Below are 17,590 nucleotides of genomic sequence, written 5' to 3' on the forward strand. Positions count from 1 at the left end.
TTCACCTGAACGGCGTTCAGTATAGTGAGACGATGACCCCGGCGCACAACTCCCCCCGTCACGATCGCGACGGCGTGGCCCGCGCCGCGCTCGCTCTGCTCGACGAGGTCGGGCTCGCCGACCTCTCGATGCGCCGCATCGCCGCCCGACTCGACGTGCAGCCCAGCGCTCTCTACTGGCACGTCGCGAACAAGCAGGAGCTGCTCGCCGAACTCGCCGACCGGATCACCGCGGACATCCCCGACCCCGCGGCCTCGGTGCTGCAGACCGCACGCGGAATCCGAGACGCGCTCTTCGCGCATCGCGACGGCGCCGAGCTCGTGCTCAGCACCTATGCGCTGCGTCTCGGCGCATCGCACGCGCAGACCGCGCTGGCGGAGGCGATCCGGGCCGAGGGCGCTGACGCCCCGGACGACCGCGCGGCGGCCCTCCTGCATTTCATCCTCGGTCACGCGACGCTCGTGCAGCAGCGCATGCACGCCGACAGCCACGGTGCTCTCGGCACCGAAGCCGATGTGGACGACGAGCACGATGTGACCGCCGGGCTCGATCGCGTGTTCGACCTCGGTGTCACCTCGCTCGCGGGTGGCGTCAGAGCGCCGTCTGCTCCGCTGCGCGACCGAGCCTGAACCCCGGGACGGCGGCGAGCAGCACGAGCCCGGCGCAGAACACGAAGACGATGCTGAACGCTCCGGCGCCTCCCCCGAGGCTGGCGACTGCGAGACCGGCCAGGGCGATCACGACCGCCGCGCCGGTGGAATCGGAGATCGAGAGCGCCGAGGAGTTGAATCCCTGATCGCTCTCCGTCGAGTACGCCAGAGTGAGCACGGTCAACCGCGGGTAGAGCAGGCCCATGCCGCCTCCGGCGAACGCCCAGCCGAAGATCACCAGCAGCGGGGTGATGCCCCACACCGCGGCGACGAGCACGCACAGGAGCGCCATGAACAACAGGGAGAGGCTGATCGCACTGATGCGCCGGTTTCCGAGGCGTTCCCCGAATCGCCCCTGCAGGGCCGATGCCCCCGCCCACGCGAAGGCGGCGAGCATCAGAGCGAGCCCCGCCCAGGTGACGGAGAAGCCGAAGCGCTCGATGAGCAGATACGGAAGATACGCCTCGGACGTGAAGAAGGCCCCCGCGGCGAGCCCTCGCATCAGCACCACGCTGGGAAGCCCGCGACCGGCACGGAGCGTGCGACGCGGCAACAGGGGCAGGAGCACGACGCCGATCATGACGATCGCGAGGAGCGCGACGGGCCAGCCGACCGCAGGCGGCATGTCGGCCGAGAAGCCGATGAGGACCGCGAGGGCGGCGACCACCACAGCGAGCACCAGGCGGGTCGAGACGACGCGACGGTCCTGCGGCACCCCGTGACCGAGGTCGACTCCCCGCAGCCGCACGGCGACCATGGCGAACGCGAGCGCGGTCAGCACGGCGACCCCGAGGAACGCCCACCGCCAGTGGAGGTATTCGGCGACCGCTCCGGCCAGGAAGGGACCGATCATCGAGGGAACCACCCACGCGGCGGCGAACGCGGCGAACACCCGGCCGTGCAGATGGGGCGGATACAGCCGGGCCACGACGACGTACAGCGCGACCGTCTGCCCGCCGGTCCCGAGCCCCTGCACGAGTCGACCGATCAGGAACTGATGCATCGTGACCGCGACACCCGAGACGACCAGCCCGATCAGGAACAGCGAGACGGCCGCATAGAGGGCGCCGCGCGGCCCTCGGGCGTCCGACCAGGCTCCCGCGGCGACCATCCCGATCACACTCGTGGCGAGCGTGCCGGCGAATGCCACCGCGTACAGCGCCTCGCCGTCGAGGGCCTCGCTGACCACGGGCATCACGGTGGTCACCGCGAGTGATTCGATCGCGGCGAGGAAGATCAGCGCGACCGCTCCGAGCGTGACCCACACGCGCTGGCGGTCCCAGATCGAGGCCGCGGGGACCTCGACGGTCACCGCGGCGCGAGCGCGGCGATACGCTCCACGGCCTCGGTGATGATCTCGGGGCTCGTGCCGAAGTTCAACCGCACGTACCCCTTGCCCTCGTCGCCGAAGGCCGGCCCGTAGTGCAGCGCGACCTTGGCATCGCGGAGGATACGGCGCGCGGGGTTCTCTCCCCAGCCCATCGCCTGCAGATCGATCCAGGCCAGATACCCCGCATCCGGGATCCGGTAGCGCGCTTCGGGGAGCAGACGCGCCAGCAGCTCGGCCAGAAGCCGCCGGTTCTCATCCAGCGTGCGCAGCAGACCGTCGAGCCAGGCGTCGCTCTCCTCCGAGAACGCCGCCACCGCGGCGAGCAGCCCGAACTGCCCGGTGCGCCACTCGACCTCCACCGGCAGCGCGTCCACGACTCGGCTCGTCGCCTCGTCCGCGGTGACCATGAGCGCGCACTTGAGACCTGCGAGGTTGAACGCCTTGCTCGCGCTCACGACCGCATAGCCGACGCGTCGTGCGTCGTCTCCCGCGGTCAGGAACGGGGTGAACCCGGCGCCGGGCTGGGTCAGCGGCGCGTGGATCTCGTCCGAGACCACACTGACACCGAACTCCGCGGCGAGGGTGGCCAGCGCAGCGAGCGAGTCGGCCGAATGCACGGTGCCGGTCGGGTTGTGCGGGTTGCAGAGCAGGATCGCTGTGGCTCCGCTCTGGAACGCTGCGCGGATGCCCTCGAGATCGAGCTCCCATCCCGCTCCGGTGTCGTGGAGCGGAACGCGCTGGGCCGCGGCGCCCGCTTCCTCGACGATGTCGGCGAACGGCGGGTACACCGGCGGGGTGATCACGACACGGTCGCCGGGGCGCGTCACCCGACGGAGGATCTCGACGATCCCCATGCTCACGTCCGCTGTGCTGCGCACTCTCGCGGGCTCGATCTCCCAGCCGAAGCGGCGTCGGGCGAAGCCGGCGTACGTCTCCGCGAGCGGCGACTGCGAGGGCTTGTACCCCGTGTCGCCCGAGGCCACGGCACGCTGGAGCGCCTCCGTGATCGCCGGGGCGAGAGGAAAATCCGTCTCGGCCACGAACAGAGGCAGCACGTCGGCAGGGTACTCCCGCCACTTCGCGCTGGTGCGTTCGCGCAGCTGTTCCAGCGGCAGCGCCGTGACCCGGTGCATCCTCAGATCGCGAAGCCGAGGGCGCGCATCATGTCGCGCCCGTCGTCCGTGATCTTCTCCGGGCCCCACGGCGGCATCCAGACCCAGTTGATCCGGAATCGATCGACGACCGAGTCCAGAGCCTGAGCGGTCTGGTCCTCGAGGACGTCGGTCAACGGGCAGCCCGCACTCGTCAGCGTCATGTGGATGACGAGAGCATCGTTCTCGTCATCCCAGGCGAGGTCGTAGATGAGGCCGAGGTCGACGACGTTGATCCCGAGCTCGGGATCCATGACGTCCTTCAGGGCCTCGGTGACCTCGTCGTACTTCTGGTCGGTGAGCGTCGCGGTCATTCCGTCAGCCTACGCCTCGATGGGGGCGGCGGGGTCGAGGAAGCGGTCGTAACCCTCGTCCTCGAGCCGATCGGCGAGCTCCGGGCCGCCCTCTTCCACGATCTTCCCGGCGACGACCACGTGCACGTGATCGGGGCGGATGTAGCGGAGGATGCGGGTGTAGTGCGTGATCAGCAGCACGCCGAGACCGGTGGTCTCCTTGGCGCGGTTGACGCCCTCGGAGACGATCTTGAGCGCGTCGACATCGAGACCGGAGTCGGTCTCGTCGAGGATCGCGAACTTCGGCTTCAGGACCTCGAGCTGGAGGATCTCGTGACGCTTCTTCTCGCCACCGGAGAACCCCTCGTTGACGTTGCGCTGCGCGAACTTCGGGTCCATGCGCAGGTTCGACATCGCGGCCTTGACGTCCTTGGTCCAGCCGCGGATCGCGGGGGCCTCGCCGTCGAGCGCGGTCTTGGCGGTGCGCAGGAAGTTGGTCACGGTGACGCCGGGGATCTCGACCGGGTACTGCATCGCGAGGAACAGGCCCGCGCGGGCGCGCTCGTCGACCGTCATCGCCAGGACGTCCTGGCCGTCGAAGGTGATGGAGCCGCTCGTGACGGTGTACTTCGGGTGTCCGGCGATCGTGTACGCCAGCGTCGACTTGCCGGAGCCGTTGGGGCCCATGATGGCGTGCGTCTCACCGGTGTTCATGGTGAGGGTGATTCCGTTGAGGATCGGGGTGTTCCCCGACTCGGTCTCGACCGTCACGTACAGGTCGCGGATCTCGAGAACAGACATTCAGACTTCCTTAATCACGGTCGGGTCGATGAGCACGTCGTCGCCGTCGATCACGACGACGTAGACCGGGACGGGCTCGTAAGCGGGGAGGTTTCCGGGCTTGCCGGTGAGCAGCGAGAACGCGGAGCCGTGAGCCCAGCATTCGACCGTGTCACCCTCGACGAAGCCCTCGGACAGCGAGATCTCGCCGTGGGTGCACGTGTCGCCGATGGCATGGATGACGCCCTCGCCGTCCTTGATGACGGTGATCGGCACCCCACCCGGGTCGACGCGCAGGGGCATGTCCTGCTCGAGATCCGCGACGCCGCAGACGCGTTCGGCGGTCATGCGGTCACCGCCGCGAGCTCGGTCTCGATCGCGTCGAGAAGCTCCTTCTCGAGCTCGGGGATGCCGAGGCGCTGGACGATGTCGGTGAGGAACCCGAGCACCACGAGGCGACGCGCCTCTTCTTCCGAGATCCCGCGGGCCTGCAGGTAGAAGAGCTGCTCGTCGTCGAAACGACCGGTCGCGCTGGCGTGGCCGGCACCGAGGATGTCGCCGGTCTCGATCTCGAGGTTCGGGATCGAGTCGGCGCGCGCACCCTCGGTGAGCACGAGGTTGCGGTTCGCCTCGTACGAGTCGGTGCCGGTGGCGTCCGGGCCGATCAGGACGTCGCCGATCCAGACGCTGTGCGCGCCGGTGCCCTGCAACGCACCCTTGTAGAGCACGTCGCCCTTGGTGCGCGGGCCCTTGTGGTGCAGGTAGACCTGACTCTCGAGGTGCTGTCCGGCATCCGCGTAGGAGAGGCCGTACAGGTAGCCCTCCGAGCCCGCACCGGCGAGCTCGACGTTCGGGTTGACCCGCACGACTCCGCCGCCGAAGCTGATCACGAAGTGCTTGAGGGTCGCGTCGGCGTCCACGCGGGCCTGGTGCGCGGCCGCGTGCACGGCATCGTCCTGCCACTGCTGGAGGCTGATCACGGTGAGCTTCGACCCGGGACGCGCGATGATCTCGACGTTCTGCGCATAGCGGGCGCTGCCCGTGTGTTGCAGCACCACGGTCGCCACGCTGTGCTCGAGCGCCTCGATCACGATGTGCGCGTCGGCACGGAGCTCGGCGCCGAGGCCGTGGATCCCGATGAAGACGGGCTCGGCGACCTCTTCCTCGCGCGGGATGCGGACGTGCATCGCCTCGGCCGCACCCTGCCACGCGACGGCGGCGGTGATGTCCTCGGCGAGGAAGACCTCTCCGCGCGGAGCGGTACCGGCGGCGAGGGGCGTCGAGATGTACTCGGCACCCGCTCGCACGTCGTAGCGCACGCCGTCACCGTCCGGCGCGACCTCGAACAACGAGGTCAGCTGCGCGACCGGGGTGTGCTTCCAGTTGACCTCGCGCCCGGTCGGGGCGCCGAAGTCGGAGGGGTCGAACGAGTGCGGTCGCGCGGAGCGCGTCTGCACCGGCGTGAACCGAGCCGAGGCGACCTGCGCCGCCGGGTCGATGTGCGCGTTCGATTCCTGCGTCCCTGCGGACGCGGTGGTAGAGGCCGTCATCTAGCTGACACTTCCAATCATCGTCAGAGGGACGGTCATCCCACACTGCCTTCCATGCCCATCTCGATGAGCTTGTTCAACTCCATCGCGTACTCCATCGGCAGTTCCCGCGCGATCGGCTCGATGAAGCCGCGCACGATCATCGCCATCGCCTCGTCCTCGGGCATGCCGCGGGACTGCAGGTAGAACAGCTGCTCCTCGCTGACCTTCGAGACCGTGGCCTCGTGGCCCAGCTGGACGTCGTCCACGCGGATATCGATCGCGGGGTACGTGTCGGAGCGGGACTTGGTGTCGACCAGGAGTGCGTCACAGCGCACGGTGTTCGCCGAGTGGTGGGCGTTGGCATCGACACGGACCTCACCGCGGTAGCCTGCACGGCCTCCGCCACGGGCGATCGACTTCGAGATGATCGACGACTGCGTGTACGGAGCCATGTGGATCATCTTCGCGCCGGCGTCCTGGTGCTGACCCGGACCGGCGAAGGCGACCGACAGGGTCTCCCCCTTCGCGTGCTCACCCATGAGGTAGATCGACGGGTACTTCATCGTGACCTTGGAGCCGATGTTCCCATCGACCCACTCCATCGTGGCGCCCTCGTGGGCGACGGCACGCTTGGTGACGAGGTTGTAGACGTTGTTCGACCAGTTCTGGATCGTCGTGTAGCGAACGCGGGCGTTCTTCTTCACGATGATCTCGACGACGGCCGAGTGCAGCGAGTCCGACTTGTAGATCGGCGCGGTGCAGCCCTCGATGTAGTGGACGTAACTGTCTTCGTCGGCGATGATCAGGGTCCGCTCGAACTGGCCCATGTTCTCGGTGTTGATGCGGAAGTACGCCTGCAGCGGGATCTCGACGTGCACGCCCTTGGGGACGTAGACGAACGAGCCGCCCGACCAGACCGCCGTGTTCAGCGCGGCGAACTTGTTGTCGCCGGCGGGGATCACGGTGCCGAAGTACTCCTCGAAGATCTCGGGGTGCTCACGGAGTGCCGTGTCGGTGTCCATGAAGATGACACCCTGCTCTTCCAGGTCCTCGCGGATCTGGTGGTAGACCACCTCGGACTCGTACTGCGCCGCGACACCGGCGACCAGGCGCTGGCGCTCGGCCTCGGGGATGCCGAGACGCTCGTAGGTCTCGCGGATCTCGGCGGGAAGGTCTTCCCAGGTCTGCGCCTGCTTCTCGGTGGAGCGCACGAAGTACTTGATGTTGTCGAAGTCGATCTCGCTGAGGTCTGCACCCCACGTCGGCATCGGCTTGCGTCCGAAGAGCTGATATCCCTTGAGACGGGTCTTCAGCATCCACTCGGGCTCGTTCTTGAGTGCCGAGATGCCTCGGACGACCTCTTCGGAGATACCGCGTTTCGCGATGGCACCCGCCGCATCGGCGTCATGCCACCCGAATTCGTACACCCCCAGGCTGTCCAGCTCTGGGCGGTCGATCAGCACATCCGACATCACACTCTCCTTTTCAGGCCTCAACGGTGTCATCCGCCCCGACACACCGGATCCTCCGCCGAGTCGGCGGAGAGCGGGTGCCGCTGGTGGGCCCTCATCATCGACGCATCCATCGCGCCTAAACTGTTGACGATGGTGCAGCGCGGTAAGCGCTCATCACAACAATCCGATTCTACAGGTTTCGCCTGACAACCGGGCCGTGCCCGCCGAGTCAGCCCGGTCCGGAGGACCCATGCCCGACACGAAGATCCCCGCCGCCACTGCGAAGACCGGCGACGGTCCCCGGGTGACAGCGACGCGCACCCCGGTGTGGGGTCGCGCGCTCCGGATCCTCGCGTGGCTCTCGTTCGTCAGCGAGACCATCATCATCGGGACCGGCGGTGCCGTCCGGCTCACCGGATCGGGGCTCGGCTGCTCGGAGTGGCCGCTGTGCACGCCCGAGTCGCTCGTGCCGATCTATGCCGATCAGGGCGTCCACGGACTGATCGAGTTCGGCAACCGGCTGATGACCGGCGTCGTGGGGATCATCGCACTGGCGGTCGTGCTGCTGGTGATCTCGACGATCGGCGGCCGGCGCCACCTCGTCCGCTCGCTGTGGTTCGCCCTGGGCGGGATCGCCGGGGCCGTCGTGGCCTACTCGGTCTCGAAGTACGTCCTCAGCTCGGTCGCGGCGGTGTTCGACGACCTCGCGTTCCCGTTCGCGACCGGCGTCCTCCTGCTCGCCGTGATCGCCGCCGCGGTGCACTCCGTGCGCACCGCTCCGGATCGACGCGACCTCGTGGCCCTGGCATGGATCGTCCTCGCCGGGGTCGTCGCTCAGGCGCTGGTCGGCGGCATCACCGTGCTGACCGGACTGAACCCCTTCATCGTCGGCTTCCACTACACGTCCTCGCTGCTGCTGGTCTGCGTCACGGCCGCTTTCCTGGTGCGTCTGTATGCCGTTCCCGGCCGGCGCGAACTCGCCGTCCCGACGTGGTTCGCCGCCCTCAGCCACCTCACCGGTCTCGCCCTCGCCGTGACGATCCTCTTCGGCGTGCTCACCACCGGCTCCGGACCCCACTCCGGCGACGCCGCCGTGTTGAGAGAGGGCTTCGACGCCACCGTGCTCGCGCACGTGCATGCCTGGCCCGGATACATCCTCGCTGGCCTGGTCCTCGTCCTCACGATCTCGGCCTGGACGCTGCGTCTGCGGCCGCGGAAGTGGCTGCTGGTCCTCGTGCTCGCGATCCTCGTGCAGGTCGGCGTCGGCATCTGGCAGGCACGCGAGGGTCTTCCGCCCCTGCTCGTCGGCATCCACATGGTGCTGGCCGCACTCTCCGCAGCCACCTACACGGTGGTCGTGCTGCACCTTCGTCGCCCCGTCGCGGCGTCTGCCGGCTCCGACGCCGATGCCGACGCGGTGGACGCGGTCACCGCTCACTGACGACGTCCCCGCAGGCGTGCGCACAGAGGATCCATATTCCGTCCATCAGCGACTCATCGACGTGTCGGCGAGCGTGGTCGACATGAACAAGACACTGACTCGCAGCATCGGCTTCTGGCTTCTCCTTCTCCTGTCCCTCGGCGCGACCGCCGTCGGCGGCTGGCTCATCTCGGGGCAGCTCGGCACGATGACGAGCACGCTCACCGACGGCACCGCGACGGGCGTCGAGGTCTACGTGGGGCAGTCCCTCGTCGTGGTCGGCTCGGCGCTCCTGGGCGCGGGAGTCATCGGCCTGCTGCTCACGCTCGGCCTCACCACCGCCGTGCAGGCGCTCATGCCTTCAGCCGCCGCGCCCGTGGTCTCGCGTCTCGACGGGGTCGCGGCCCACGATCTCGAGGCGGCCGACGACGCCTCGCACGCCACTCAGGTCACGGAGACCGTCGTGTCGGACGACGCCTCAGACGCCGGACCCCACGACCGCTCCGCGACGGAGGACGATCAGAACGGGAGCAGCGGGTCGACGGCGACCGCGACGAAGATCAGCGTCAAGTAGGTGATCGAGGCGTGGAACACCCGCATGGGGCGCGCCTCATCCCCACGCACCGCGCGGTTGTACAGCCGGTGCGACTCGTAGAGGAACCATCCGCCGAAGACGAGGGCGGAGACGGTGTAGACGAGGCCCATGTTCGCGATCGGAACGAGCAGCAGCGAGCAGGCGATGGTCGCCCAGGCGTAGAGGATGACCTGGAGGCCGACCTGCGAGGCGTTGCGGGTGACTCCGAGCATGGGCACGTCGACATCGGTGTAGTCGTCGCGGTACTTCATCGACAGGGGCCAGTAGTGCGGCGGCGTCCACAGGAAGATCAGCAGGAACAGGATGAACGCGGGCCAATCCAGCGAGCTCGTCACCGCGGCCCAGCCGATCAGTACCGGGAAGCACCCGGCGATGCCGCCCCAGATGATGTTCTGCTCCGTGCGGCGCTTGAGGATCATCGTGTAGATGACCACGTAGAAGAAGATGGCGCCGGCGGAGAGGGACGCGGCGAGCCAGTTCGTGGTCGCGAGCAGCCAGACGGTGGAGACCACGGCGAGCGTCCACGAGAAGATCAGGGCACCGCGCGGGGTGATCTCGCCCGTCACGAGCGGTCGGTTCTCGGTGCGGTGCATGTGGGCGTCGATGTCGCGATCGAGGTACATGTTGAACGCCGCGGCCGATCCCGCACTCAGCGATCCGCCGATGACCGTGGCCAGCACGAGCCACAGATCGGGGAGTCCGCCCTGCGCCAGGAACATGACCGGGACGGTCGACACGAGAAGAAGTTCGAGAACGCGCGGCTTCGTGAGGGCGACGTACGCCTTCACCGTGCGGCCGAAGGACCGTGTCCTCACGGTCGCACCAGACATCGTCGAGATCTCGATCGCCTCCTCCACACGTGTTCCAGGACAACCTCTCCAGTGTATGACACCGGATGACGTCATCCGGCTGTCAAGCCCCCTCGGTGTGGGGTGGCCCCCCACTATGCTGAAAACACTCGCGCGCCCGGCGCTGTGCACACCCCCTTCTGATCACGTTGCGGATACGCCAGGGAATACGGGCGCCCTCAGAACTGTCGGAAAGGGCATGAACGTGTCGGAATTGCAGTGGGATGAGATCGATCGGCGCGCGGTGGACACCGCCCGGATTCTGGCGGCGGATGCCGTCGAGAAGGTCGGCAACGGCCACCCCGGCACCGCGATGAGCCTCGCTCCCGCCGCCTACCTGCTCTACCAGCGCGTTCTTCGCCACGACCCGACCGACACCGACTGGCTCGGTCGCGACCGGTTCATCCTCTCGGTGGGACACTCCTCCCTCACGCAGTACGTGCAGCTCTACCTCGGCGGCTTCGGGCTCGAGCTCGACGACCTCAAGGCACTCCGCACGTGGGGTTCACTCACTCCCGGGCACCCGGAATACGGGCACACGAAGGGCGTCGAGATCACCACCGGCCCTCTCGGTCAGGGACTCGCCTCCGCCGTCGGATTCGCCTACGCCGCCCGCTACGAGCGTGGGCTGTTCGACCCGGAGGCCGCGGCCGGCACGAGCCCGTTCGACCACTTCGTCTACACGATCGCCGGAGACGGCGACCTGCAGGAGGGCGTCACGAGTGAGGCCTCCTCGCTCGCCGGTCACCAGCAGCTCGGCAACCTGATCGCGATCTACGACTCCAACCAGATCTCGATCGAGGACGACACGAACGTCGCCTTCACGGAAGACGTCGCGAAGCGCTACGAGGCGTACGGCTGGCACGTCCAGACCGTCGACTGGAAGAAGACCGGCGAGTACGTCGAGGACGCCGCCGAGCTGTTCGCCGCGATCGAGGCCGCCAAGGGCGAGACCGCCAAGCCCTCGCTCATCATCCTCAAGACCATCATCGGCTGGCCCTCGCCCGGCAAGCAGAACAGCGGCAAGATCCACGGCTCCGCTCTCGGTGCCGATGAGCTGGCCGCCACGAAGAAGGTCCTCGGCTTCGACCCGGAGGAGACCTTCGCCGTCGCCGACGACGTGATCGCGCACACGCGCGGCCTCGCCGATCGCGCCGCCGAGGCCCGCGCCGAATGGCAGAAGAGCTTCGACGCGTGGGCTGCGGCCAACCCCGAGCGGAAGACACTGCTCGACCGCCTCGAGTCCGGTGAGCTGCCCGAGGACATCTCCTCGGCGCTCCCCCTGTTCGAGACCGGCAAGGATGTCTCGACCCGTGCGGCCTCCGGCCTGGTCATCAACGCCCTCGCCGCCGAGCTCCCCGAGCTGTGGGGCGGCTCCGCCGATCTCGCCGAGTCGAACCTCACCACCATCAAGGAAGCTCCGTCCTTCATCCCGGCGGAGTGGTCGACCCACGAGTGGTCCGGCACCCCGTACGGACGGGTCCTGCACTTCGGTATCCGCGAGCACGCCATGGGCGCGATCGTGAACGGCATCGTGCTGCACGGCAAGACCCGCGCGTTCGGTGGAACCTTCCTCATCTTCAGCGACTACATGCGCCCGGCCGTGCGCCTGGCCGCACTCATGAACGTGCCCAGCGTGTTCGTGTGGACCCACGACTCGGTCGCCCTGGGTGAGGACGGGCCGACCCACCAGCCGGTCGAGCAGCTCGCGACGCTCCGCGCGATCCCGAACCTCGCCGTCGTCCGCCCGGCGGACGCCAACGAGACCGCCGAGGCGTGGCTCGAGATCCTGCGCCGCCAGGAGGGCCCGGCCGGCATCGCACTGACCCGCCAGAACATCCCGGTGTTCGAACGCGGCCAGGACGCCGCCTCCGGCGAGGTGTTCGCCTCGGCCGCGCACACGGCCAAGGGCGCCTACGTCCTCGCCGAGGCCCCGAACGGCACGCCGGACGTCATCATCATCGCCACGGGCTCGGAGGTGCAGCTCGCCGTGGCGGCCCGCGCCGCTCTGGCCGAAGAGGGCGTGAACGTCCGCGTCGTCTCCGCTCCCTCGCTGGAGTGGTTCGACGAGCAGGACGCCGCGTACCGCGAGAGCGTACTGCCGGCAGCCGTCACCGCCCGCGTCTCGGTCGAGGCGGGTTCCGTGCTCTCGTGGCGCGGCATCGTCGGCGACCGCGGCCGTTCGGTCGGCATCGACCACTTCGGCGCCTCCGCCGACTACAAGACCCTGTTCGAGAAGTTCGGTATCACCACCGAGGCCGTCATCGCGGCCGCGCGCGAGACCATCGCCGCCCACAGCACCAAGGAGAACGCATGAGCACCCCCACCGCACAGCTCGCCGCCGCCGGCGTCAGCATCTGGCTCGACGACCTCTCCCGTACCCGGATCACCTCCGGTAACCTCGCGGATCTGATCGGATCGCACAACATCGTCGGCGTCACCACGAACCCCACGATCTTCGCCAACGCGATCACCGACAAGAACGACACGTCCTACGATGCGCAGCTCAGCGAGCTCGCCGCCGCAGGCACGAGCGCCGAGGACGCCGTCTTCGCCGCCACGACGCAGGATGTGGGCGACGCACTCGACATCTTCCGCCCCGTCTGGGAGGCCACCGACCACGTCGACGGCCGCGTCTCGATCGAGGTCTCCCCCGACCTCGCCCACGACACCGACGGCACGGTCGCCCAGGCCAGGCAGCTCTGGTCCAAGATCGACCGCCCGAATCTCCTGGTCAAGATCCCCGCGACCAAGGCCGGCCTGCCCGCGATCACCGAGGCGATCGCCTCCGGCATCAGCGTCAACGTCACCCTGATCTTCAGCCTGGAGCGGTACGCCGAGGTCATCGAGGCCTACCTGGCGGGTCTCGAGCGTGCGCACAGCGCGGGCGTCGACCTGTCGAGCATCCACTCGGTCGCCTCGTTCTTCGTGTCGCGCGTCGACATCGAGACGAACAAGCGGCTCGCCGCGATCGGCACCGATGAGGCTGCGGCTCTGAAGGACAAGGCCGGCCTCGCGAACGCCCGTCTCGCCTACGAGCTCTTCGAGAAGAAGTTCGGCGAGAAGCGCGCGACCGACCTGCTCGCCCTCGGGGCGAACGTCCAGCGTCCGCTGTGGGCCTCGACCGGTGTCAAGGACCCCGCGCTGCCCGACACGCTCTACGTGACCGAGCTCGTCGCCCCGGGCGTCGTCAACACGATGCCGGAGAAGACCCTCGAGGCCGCGTTCGACCACGGCATCGTCACGGGTGACACCGTCACCGGCGGATACGCCGAGGCCCACCAGGTGTTCGCCGACCTCGAGGCCGTCGGCGTCGACTTCACCGACGTCACCCAGGTGCTCGAGGACGAAGGCGTGGCCAAGTTCATCGACTCGTGGCACGACCTGCTGGCCCAGGTGGCCGAGGCTCTGGAGGCACAGCGATGACCTTCTCCATCCACACGTCGGGCGCCGCACGCGCTGCCATCGACGAGACGGTGCCGCGCCTCGTCGCGGACCTGATCGCGTCACGCCTCACCGGAGGCGACAACACGCTGTGGGGCCAGGCCGCTGAGGCCGAGGCGTCCGTGCGGCTGGGCTGGATCGAGGCCGTCACGGTGTCGCGTCCGCTCGTCGCCGAGATCACCGCACTGCGTCACGACCTCGCCGCCAAGGGCGTCACCCGTGTGATCCTCGCGGGCATGGGCGGTTCCTCGCTCGCGCCCGAGGTGATCGCCCAGACAGCCGGGGTGCCCCTCACGATCCTCGACTCCACCGCGCCCGGGCAGGTGCTCGCCGCCCTCGACGCCGGGATCTCCGACACCGTGCTCGTGGTCTCGTCCAAGTCCGGATCGACCGTCGAGACGGACTCGCAGCGACGGACGTTCGAGGCCGCGTTCCGTGACCTGGGCATCGACCCGACCGAGCGCATCGTGGTCGTGACCGACCCCGGTTCGCCGCTCGACTCCTCGGCGCGCGACGCCGGCTACCGCGTGTTCAACGCCGACCCGAACGTCGGCGGCCGCTACTCCGCTCTGACCGCGTTCGGCCTCGTGCCCTCCGGCCTCGCCGGAGTCGACATCGACGAGTTGCTGAACGAGGCCGAGGCCTCGCTGCTCGAGGTCGCCATCGACTCCGCCGACAACCCGGCTCTGCGTCTCGCCGCGGCGATCGCCGCGACGACCCCCCGCCGCGACAAGCTGGGCCTGATCACGGACGGCACGCACATCAACGGCCTGCCGGACTGGATCGAGCAGCTGATCGCGGAGTCCACCGGAAAGGACGGCACGGGCATCCTCCCGGTCGTGCTGCTGCCCGTCTCCCCCGAACTCGACGCGCTGCCGGCGGATCTGCAGATCGTGCGTCTCGTCGACGACGCGAACGAGTTCCACCTGCACGAGCGCCACGAAGGCGAGATCCTCGTCAGCGGCAGCCTCGGCGCACAGCTCGTGGTCTGGGAGTACGCGACCGCGATCGCCGGCCACCTGCTCGGCATCAACCCCTTCGACCAGCCCGATGTCGAGTCGGCGAAGATCGCCGCGCGCGGTCTTCTCGACGCGCGCCCCGAGCCGACGGTCCCGTCGTTCGTCGAGAACGGTGTCGAGGTGCGGGTCTCCGACCCCGCTCTGGCCGTGTCCGGCACCGTCGAGGGCGTCCTCGACGCGCTCTGGGCTCAGCTCGCCGAAGACGGATACGTGTCGATCCAGGCGTACGTGAACCGCCTCGACATCCCGCAGCTGCAGGGTCTGCGCGAACTCGTCGCCGCCGACTCGGGCCGCCCGACGACCTTCGGGTGGGGTCCGCGATTCCTGCACTCGACCGGCCAGTACCACAAGGGCGGACCCGCACAGGGTGTGTTCCTGCAGATCCTCGAGCGCACCGAGGTGGACCTCGAGATCCCTGAGCGTCCCTTCACGTTCGGACAGCTCATCGAGGCGCAGGCCGCCGGCGACGCCGCCGTCCTCGCCGAGCACGGACGTCCGGTCGTGTCTCTCACGATCACCGATTCGTCGGCCGACGTGCTCACCCTCTTCGAAGCCGCACAGAAGTAACAGCAGGAGAACCCCCCACCGATGTCTGTTCCCATCTCGCGCGGGCACAACCCGCTGCGTGACCCCGACGATCGCCGTCTCAACCGGATCGCGGGGCCCAGCGCCCTCGTGATCTTCGGCGTCACCGGGGATCTCTCACGCAAGAAGCTCATGCCCGCGGTCTACGACCTCGCCAACCGCGGACTCCTCCCGCCCGGATTCGCCCTCGTGGGGTTCGCCCGACGCGACTGGGAGGACCAGGACTTCGCGCAGGTCGTCTACGACGCCGTGAAGCAGTACGCGCGCACCCCGTTCCGCGAGGAGACCTGGGAGCAGCTGCTGCAGGGGATCCGTTTCGTCTCGGGCGAGTTCGACAACCCGGAGTCGTTCGCCAAGCTGCGCGAGACGATCCAGCAGCTCGACGTCGAACGCGGCACGATGGGGAACCACGCGTTCTACCTCTCGATCCCGCCGAAGGACTTCCCCCTGGTGGCGAAGCAGCTCAAGGACTCGGGACTCGTCGGCGAGGACAGCGACGATGCCGAGCACTGGCGTCGTGTGGTCATCGAGAAGCCGTTCGGGCACGATCTGGAATCGGCTCGCGCCCTGAACGCGGCTCTCGAGGTCGCCTTCCCGGCGGACTCGATCTTCCGCATCGACCACTACCTCGGCAAGGAGACGGTGCAGAACATCCTCGCGCTGCGCTTCGCGAACGAGCTGTACGAGCCGATCTGGAACCGCAACTACGTCGACCACGTGCAGATCACGATGGCCGAGGACATCGGCGTCGGGGGCCGCGCGGGGTACTACGACGGTATCGGTGCGGCGCGCGACGTCATCCAGAACCACCTGCTGCAGCTTCTCGCGCTGACCGCGATGGAGGAGCCCATCAGCCTGTCGGCCGCGGATCTGCGCAACGAGAAGGAGAAAGTCCTCGCCGCGGTGCACGTGCCGGAGGACCTCTCGCTCGCCACGGCTCGCGGGCAGTACGACGGCGGATGGCAGGGCGGTGAAGAGGTCACCGGCTTCCTCTCCGAGGAGGGCATGAACCCCGAATCGACCACTGAGACCTATGCTGCGATCAAGCTCGAGATCGACACGCGCCGCTGGGCGGGTGTGCCCTTCTACCTGCGCACCGGCAAGCGGCTGGGTCGCCGCGTCACCGAGATCGCGGTCGTGTTCAAGCGGGCGCCGCAGCACCTGTTCGGGCGCGGCAACGCCTCCGAGCTCGGCCAGAACGCGCTCGTGATCCGCGTGCAGCCCGACGAGGGCGTGACGATCCGCTTCGGCTCGAAGGTTCCCGGCAGCGGCTCCAACGTGCGCGACGTGACCATGGACTTCGGCTACGGGCACGCCTTCACCGAGGCGAGCCCCGAGGCCTACGAGCGCCTGATCCTCGACGTCCTGCTGGGCGACCCGCCGCTGTTCCCGCGGCACGAGGAGGTCGAGCTCTCGTGGAAGATCCTCGACCCGGTGGAGAAGTACTGGGCTGCCGTCGGCGGCCCGGTCGAACAGTACGCGCCCGGCTCGTGGGGACCGGCTTCGGCCGACGACCTGCTGGCCCGCGACGGACGAGTCTGGAGACGCCCGTGATCATCGACCTTCCCGACACGACCGTCAGCCAGGTCGCCAAGCAGCTGGTCAAGGTCCGCGAAGAGGGTGGCGCCGTCGCCCTCGGACGCGTGCTCACGCTGGTCATCGCAGCCCGCAACGGGGTCGCGGAAGCCGCGATCGATGCGGCGAACGATGCTTCTCGCGAGCACCCGATGCGCGTGATCGTCCTGACCACCGGCGAGGGCGACTCCCGCCTCGACGCGCAGATCCGCGTCGGCGGTGACGCCGGTGCGAGCGAGGTCGTCGTGCTGCGCGCATTCGGCGACGCCGCGAGCAACGAGGAGAGCCTCATCACGGGGTTGCTGCTCCCCGACGCTCCCGTCGTCGCCTGGTGGCCGGAAGAGGCTCCCTCGGCTCCCTCGCACTCCCCCCTCGGGAAGATCGCGCAGCGCCGGATCACGGATGCCGCCACGGCATCCGACGTCCGCGACAGACTCGCCCTCCTCGGCGAGACCCACGCGCCCGGCGACACCGATCTCGCCTGGACCCGTCTGACCTACTGGCGCGAGCAGCTCGCGGCGGTTCTCGACCAGCCGCCGTACGAGGAGATCACCGCCGTGGAGGTCCGCGGTGCCTCGGCATCGCCGTCGACCGCCCTGCTGGCCGCCTGGTTGCAGCTCGCGCTCGACGTGCCCGTCTCCTGGTCGTACGAAGACCCCGAGCACTGGCAGGAGGGCATCAAGTCGGTGCGGCTCACCCGTGCCGGCGGCGAGATCCTCCTCGAGCGCCCCACGCCCGGGGTCGCGGTGCTCACGCAGCCGGGACAGCCGAACCACGATCTGCATCTGCCGCGACGCACGCTGCGGGAATGCCTCGCGGAGGAGCTGCGTCGCCTCGACCCGGACGTCCTGTACGGTCGAGTGATCACCGAGGGCTGGGAGAAGTTGGGTCCGCCCGAGACAGGAGCATGAGTC

General features: G+C 68.7%; 16 protein-coding genes. 8 read left to right on the forward strand and 8 right to left on the reverse strand.

All coding sequences use genetic code 11. The features are described from left to right. Nucleotides 1–32: 32 nt before the first annotated feature. On the forward strand, nt 33–629 hold the full coding sequence (locus tag ACWA14_RS08645; protein WP_463792469.1) for a TetR family transcriptional regulator: 597 nt from the start codon (nt 33–35) through the stop codon (nt 627–629). On the opposite strand, the gene ACWA14_RS08650 is transcribed toward ACWA14_RS08645, so the two are convergent. From ACWA14_RS08650 to sufB, 7 genes are read right to left on the reverse strand one after another with little or no spacing between them, the layout of a single operon-like run. Then, entirely contained in the window at nt 592–1,962 is a 1,371-nt protein-coding gene (locus tag ACWA14_RS08650; RefSeq protein ID WP_463792471.1) for an MFS transporter, read from the reverse strand. The two genes, ACWA14_RS08645 and ACWA14_RS08650, sit on opposite strands and share 38 nt — an antisense overlap. Then, entirely contained in the window at nt 1,959–3,113 is a 1,155-nt protein-coding gene (locus tag ACWA14_RS08655) for a MalY/PatB family protein (protein ID WP_463792472.1), read from the reverse strand. Before ACWA14_RS08655 ends, ACWA14_RS08650 begins: the two co-directional genes overlap by 4 nt. A 2-nt stretch (nt 3,114–3,115) precedes the next feature. Beyond that, nucleotides 3,116–3,445 (reverse strand): metal-sulfur cluster assembly factor, encoded by a 330-nt coding sequence (locus ACWA14_RS08660; RefSeq protein ID WP_045280093.1) that lies wholly within the window; start codon nt 3,443–3,445, stop codon nt 3,116–3,118. A gap of 9 nt (nt 3,446–3,454) precedes the next feature. Beyond that, nucleotides 3,455–4,225: a Fe-S cluster assembly ATPase SufC gene (gene sufC, locus ACWA14_RS08665; RefSeq protein WP_463792473.1), complete on the reverse strand. Its 771-nt coding sequence runs from the start codon at nt 4,223–4,225 to the stop codon at nt 3,455–3,457. Then, nucleotides 4,226–4,552 (reverse strand): Rieske 2Fe-2S domain-containing protein, encoded by a 327-nt coding sequence (locus ACWA14_RS08670; protein ID WP_463792474.1) that lies wholly within the window; start codon nt 4,550–4,552, stop codon nt 4,226–4,228. Further along, entirely contained in the window at nt 4,549–5,754 is a 1,206-nt protein-coding gene (gene sufD / locus ACWA14_RS08675; RefSeq protein ID WP_463792475.1) for a Fe-S cluster assembly protein SufD, read from the reverse strand. Before sufD ends, ACWA14_RS08670 begins: the two co-directional genes overlap by 4 nt. Nucleotides 5,755–5,789: 35 nt before the next feature. Then, nucleotides 5,790–7,208, reverse strand: a complete 1,419-nt coding sequence (sufB, locus tag ACWA14_RS08680) for a Fe-S cluster assembly protein SufB (protein WP_463792476.1) — start codon at nt 7,206–7,208, stop codon at nt 5,790–5,792. A gap of 232 nt (nt 7,209–7,440) precedes the next feature. Between sufB and ACWA14_RS08685 the strand changes: the two genes are divergently transcribed. Together ACWA14_RS08685 and ACWA14_RS08690 are read left to right on the forward strand one after the other, a co-directional pair. Then, nucleotides 7,441–8,631, forward strand: coding sequence for a COX15/CtaA family protein (locus ACWA14_RS08685; RefSeq protein ID WP_463792478.1), 1,191 nt, complete (start codon nt 7,441–7,443; stop codon nt 8,629–8,631). Nucleotides 8,632–8,713: 82 nt separating this feature from the next. Then, nucleotides 8,714–9,184 (forward strand): hypothetical protein, encoded by a 471-nt coding sequence (locus tag ACWA14_RS08690; RefSeq protein ID WP_463792479.1) that lies wholly within the window; start codon nt 8,714–8,716, stop codon nt 9,182–9,184. On the opposite strand, the gene ACWA14_RS08695 is transcribed toward ACWA14_RS08690, so the two are convergent. Further along, complete coding sequence (locus tag ACWA14_RS08695; protein WP_463797406.1) at nt 9,130–10,050, reverse strand: heme o synthase; 921 nt, start codon at nt 10,048–10,050, stop codon at nt 9,130–9,132. The two genes, ACWA14_RS08690 and ACWA14_RS08695, sit on opposite strands and share 55 nt — an antisense overlap. Nucleotides 10,051–10,258: 208 nt before the next feature. Here ACWA14_RS08695 and tkt point away from each other — a divergent pair, with 208 nt between their 5' ends. From tkt to ACWA14_RS08720, 5 genes are read left to right on the forward strand one after another with little or no spacing between them, the layout of a single operon-like run. Then, nucleotides 10,259–12,370, forward strand: coding sequence for a transketolase (gene tkt / locus ACWA14_RS08700; RefSeq protein ID WP_463797408.1), 2,112 nt, complete (start codon nt 10,259–10,261; stop codon nt 12,368–12,370). Next, a complete protein-coding gene (gene tal, locus ACWA14_RS08705) occupies nt 12,367–13,479 on the forward strand; it encodes a transaldolase (protein ID WP_463792482.1) in 1,113 nt (370 codons plus the stop codon). Before tkt ends, tal begins: the two co-directional genes overlap by 4 nt. Next, nucleotides 13,476–15,083 (forward strand): glucose-6-phosphate isomerase, encoded by a 1,608-nt coding sequence (locus ACWA14_RS08710; RefSeq protein ID WP_463792484.1) that lies wholly within the window; start codon nt 13,476–13,478, stop codon nt 15,081–15,083. Before tal ends, ACWA14_RS08710 begins: the two co-directional genes overlap by 4 nt. A 21-nt stretch (nt 15,084–15,104) precedes the next feature. Continuing rightward, nucleotides 15,105–16,655: a glucose-6-phosphate dehydrogenase gene (zwf, locus tag ACWA14_RS08715; protein WP_463792486.1), complete on the forward strand. Its 1,551-nt coding sequence runs from the start codon at nt 15,105–15,107 to the stop codon at nt 16,653–16,655. Next, the gene (locus ACWA14_RS08720) at nt 16,652–17,587 is read left to right on the forward strand and encodes a glucose-6-phosphate dehydrogenase assembly protein OpcA (protein WP_463792489.1); all 936 of its coding nucleotides are present in this window, start codon (nt 16,652–16,654) and stop codon (nt 17,585–17,587) included. The genes zwf and ACWA14_RS08720 overlap by 4 nt, the downstream gene beginning before the upstream one ends. Nucleotides 17,588–17,590 lie beyond the last annotated feature (3 nt).

The sequence above is a fragment of the Microbacterium sp. TW_SC_2 genome (assembly GCF_055361165.1).

Coding starts and splice junctions, on each gene's coding strand:
- ACWA14_RS08645 (WP_463792469.1), top strand. CDS start 33: ATGACCCCGGCGCACAACTCCCCCCGTCACGATCGCGACGGCGTGGCC.
- ACWA14_RS08655 (WP_463792472.1), bottom strand. CDS start 3,113: ATGCACCGGGTCACGGCGCTGCCGCTGGAACAGCTGCGCGAACGCACC.
- ACWA14_RS08660 (WP_045280093.1), bottom strand. CDS start 3,445: ATGACCGCGACGCTCACCGACCAGAAGTACGACGAGGTCACCGAGGCC.
- sufC (WP_463792473.1), bottom strand. CDS start 4,225: ATGTCTGTTCTCGAGATCCGCGACCTGTACGTGACGGTCGAGACCGAG.
- ACWA14_RS08670 (WP_463792474.1), bottom strand. CDS start 4,552: ATGACCGCCGAACGCGTCTGCGGCGTCGCGGATCTCGAGCAGGACATG.
- sufD (WP_463792475.1), bottom strand. CDS start 5,754: ATGACGGCCTCTACCACCGCGTCCGCAGGGACGCAGGAATCGAACGCG.
- sufB (WP_463792476.1), bottom strand. CDS start 7,208: ATGTCGGATGTGCTGATCGACCGCCCAGAGCTGGACAGCCTGGGGGTG.
- ACWA14_RS08685 (WP_463792478.1), top strand. CDS start 7,441: ATGCCCGACACGAAGATCCCCGCCGCCACTGCGAAGACCGGCGACGGT.
- ACWA14_RS08690 (WP_463792479.1), top strand. CDS start 8,714: ATGAACAAGACACTGACTCGCAGCATCGGCTTCTGGCTTCTCCTTCTC.
- tal (WP_463792482.1), top strand. CDS start 12,367: ATGAGCACCCCCACCGCACAGCTCGCCGCCGCCGGCGTCAGCATCTGG.
- ACWA14_RS08710 (WP_463792484.1), top strand. CDS start 13,476: ATGACCTTCTCCATCCACACGTCGGGCGCCGCACGCGCTGCCATCGAC.
- zwf (WP_463792486.1), top strand. CDS start 15,105: ATGTCTGTTCCCATCTCGCGCGGGCACAACCCGCTGCGTGACCCCGAC.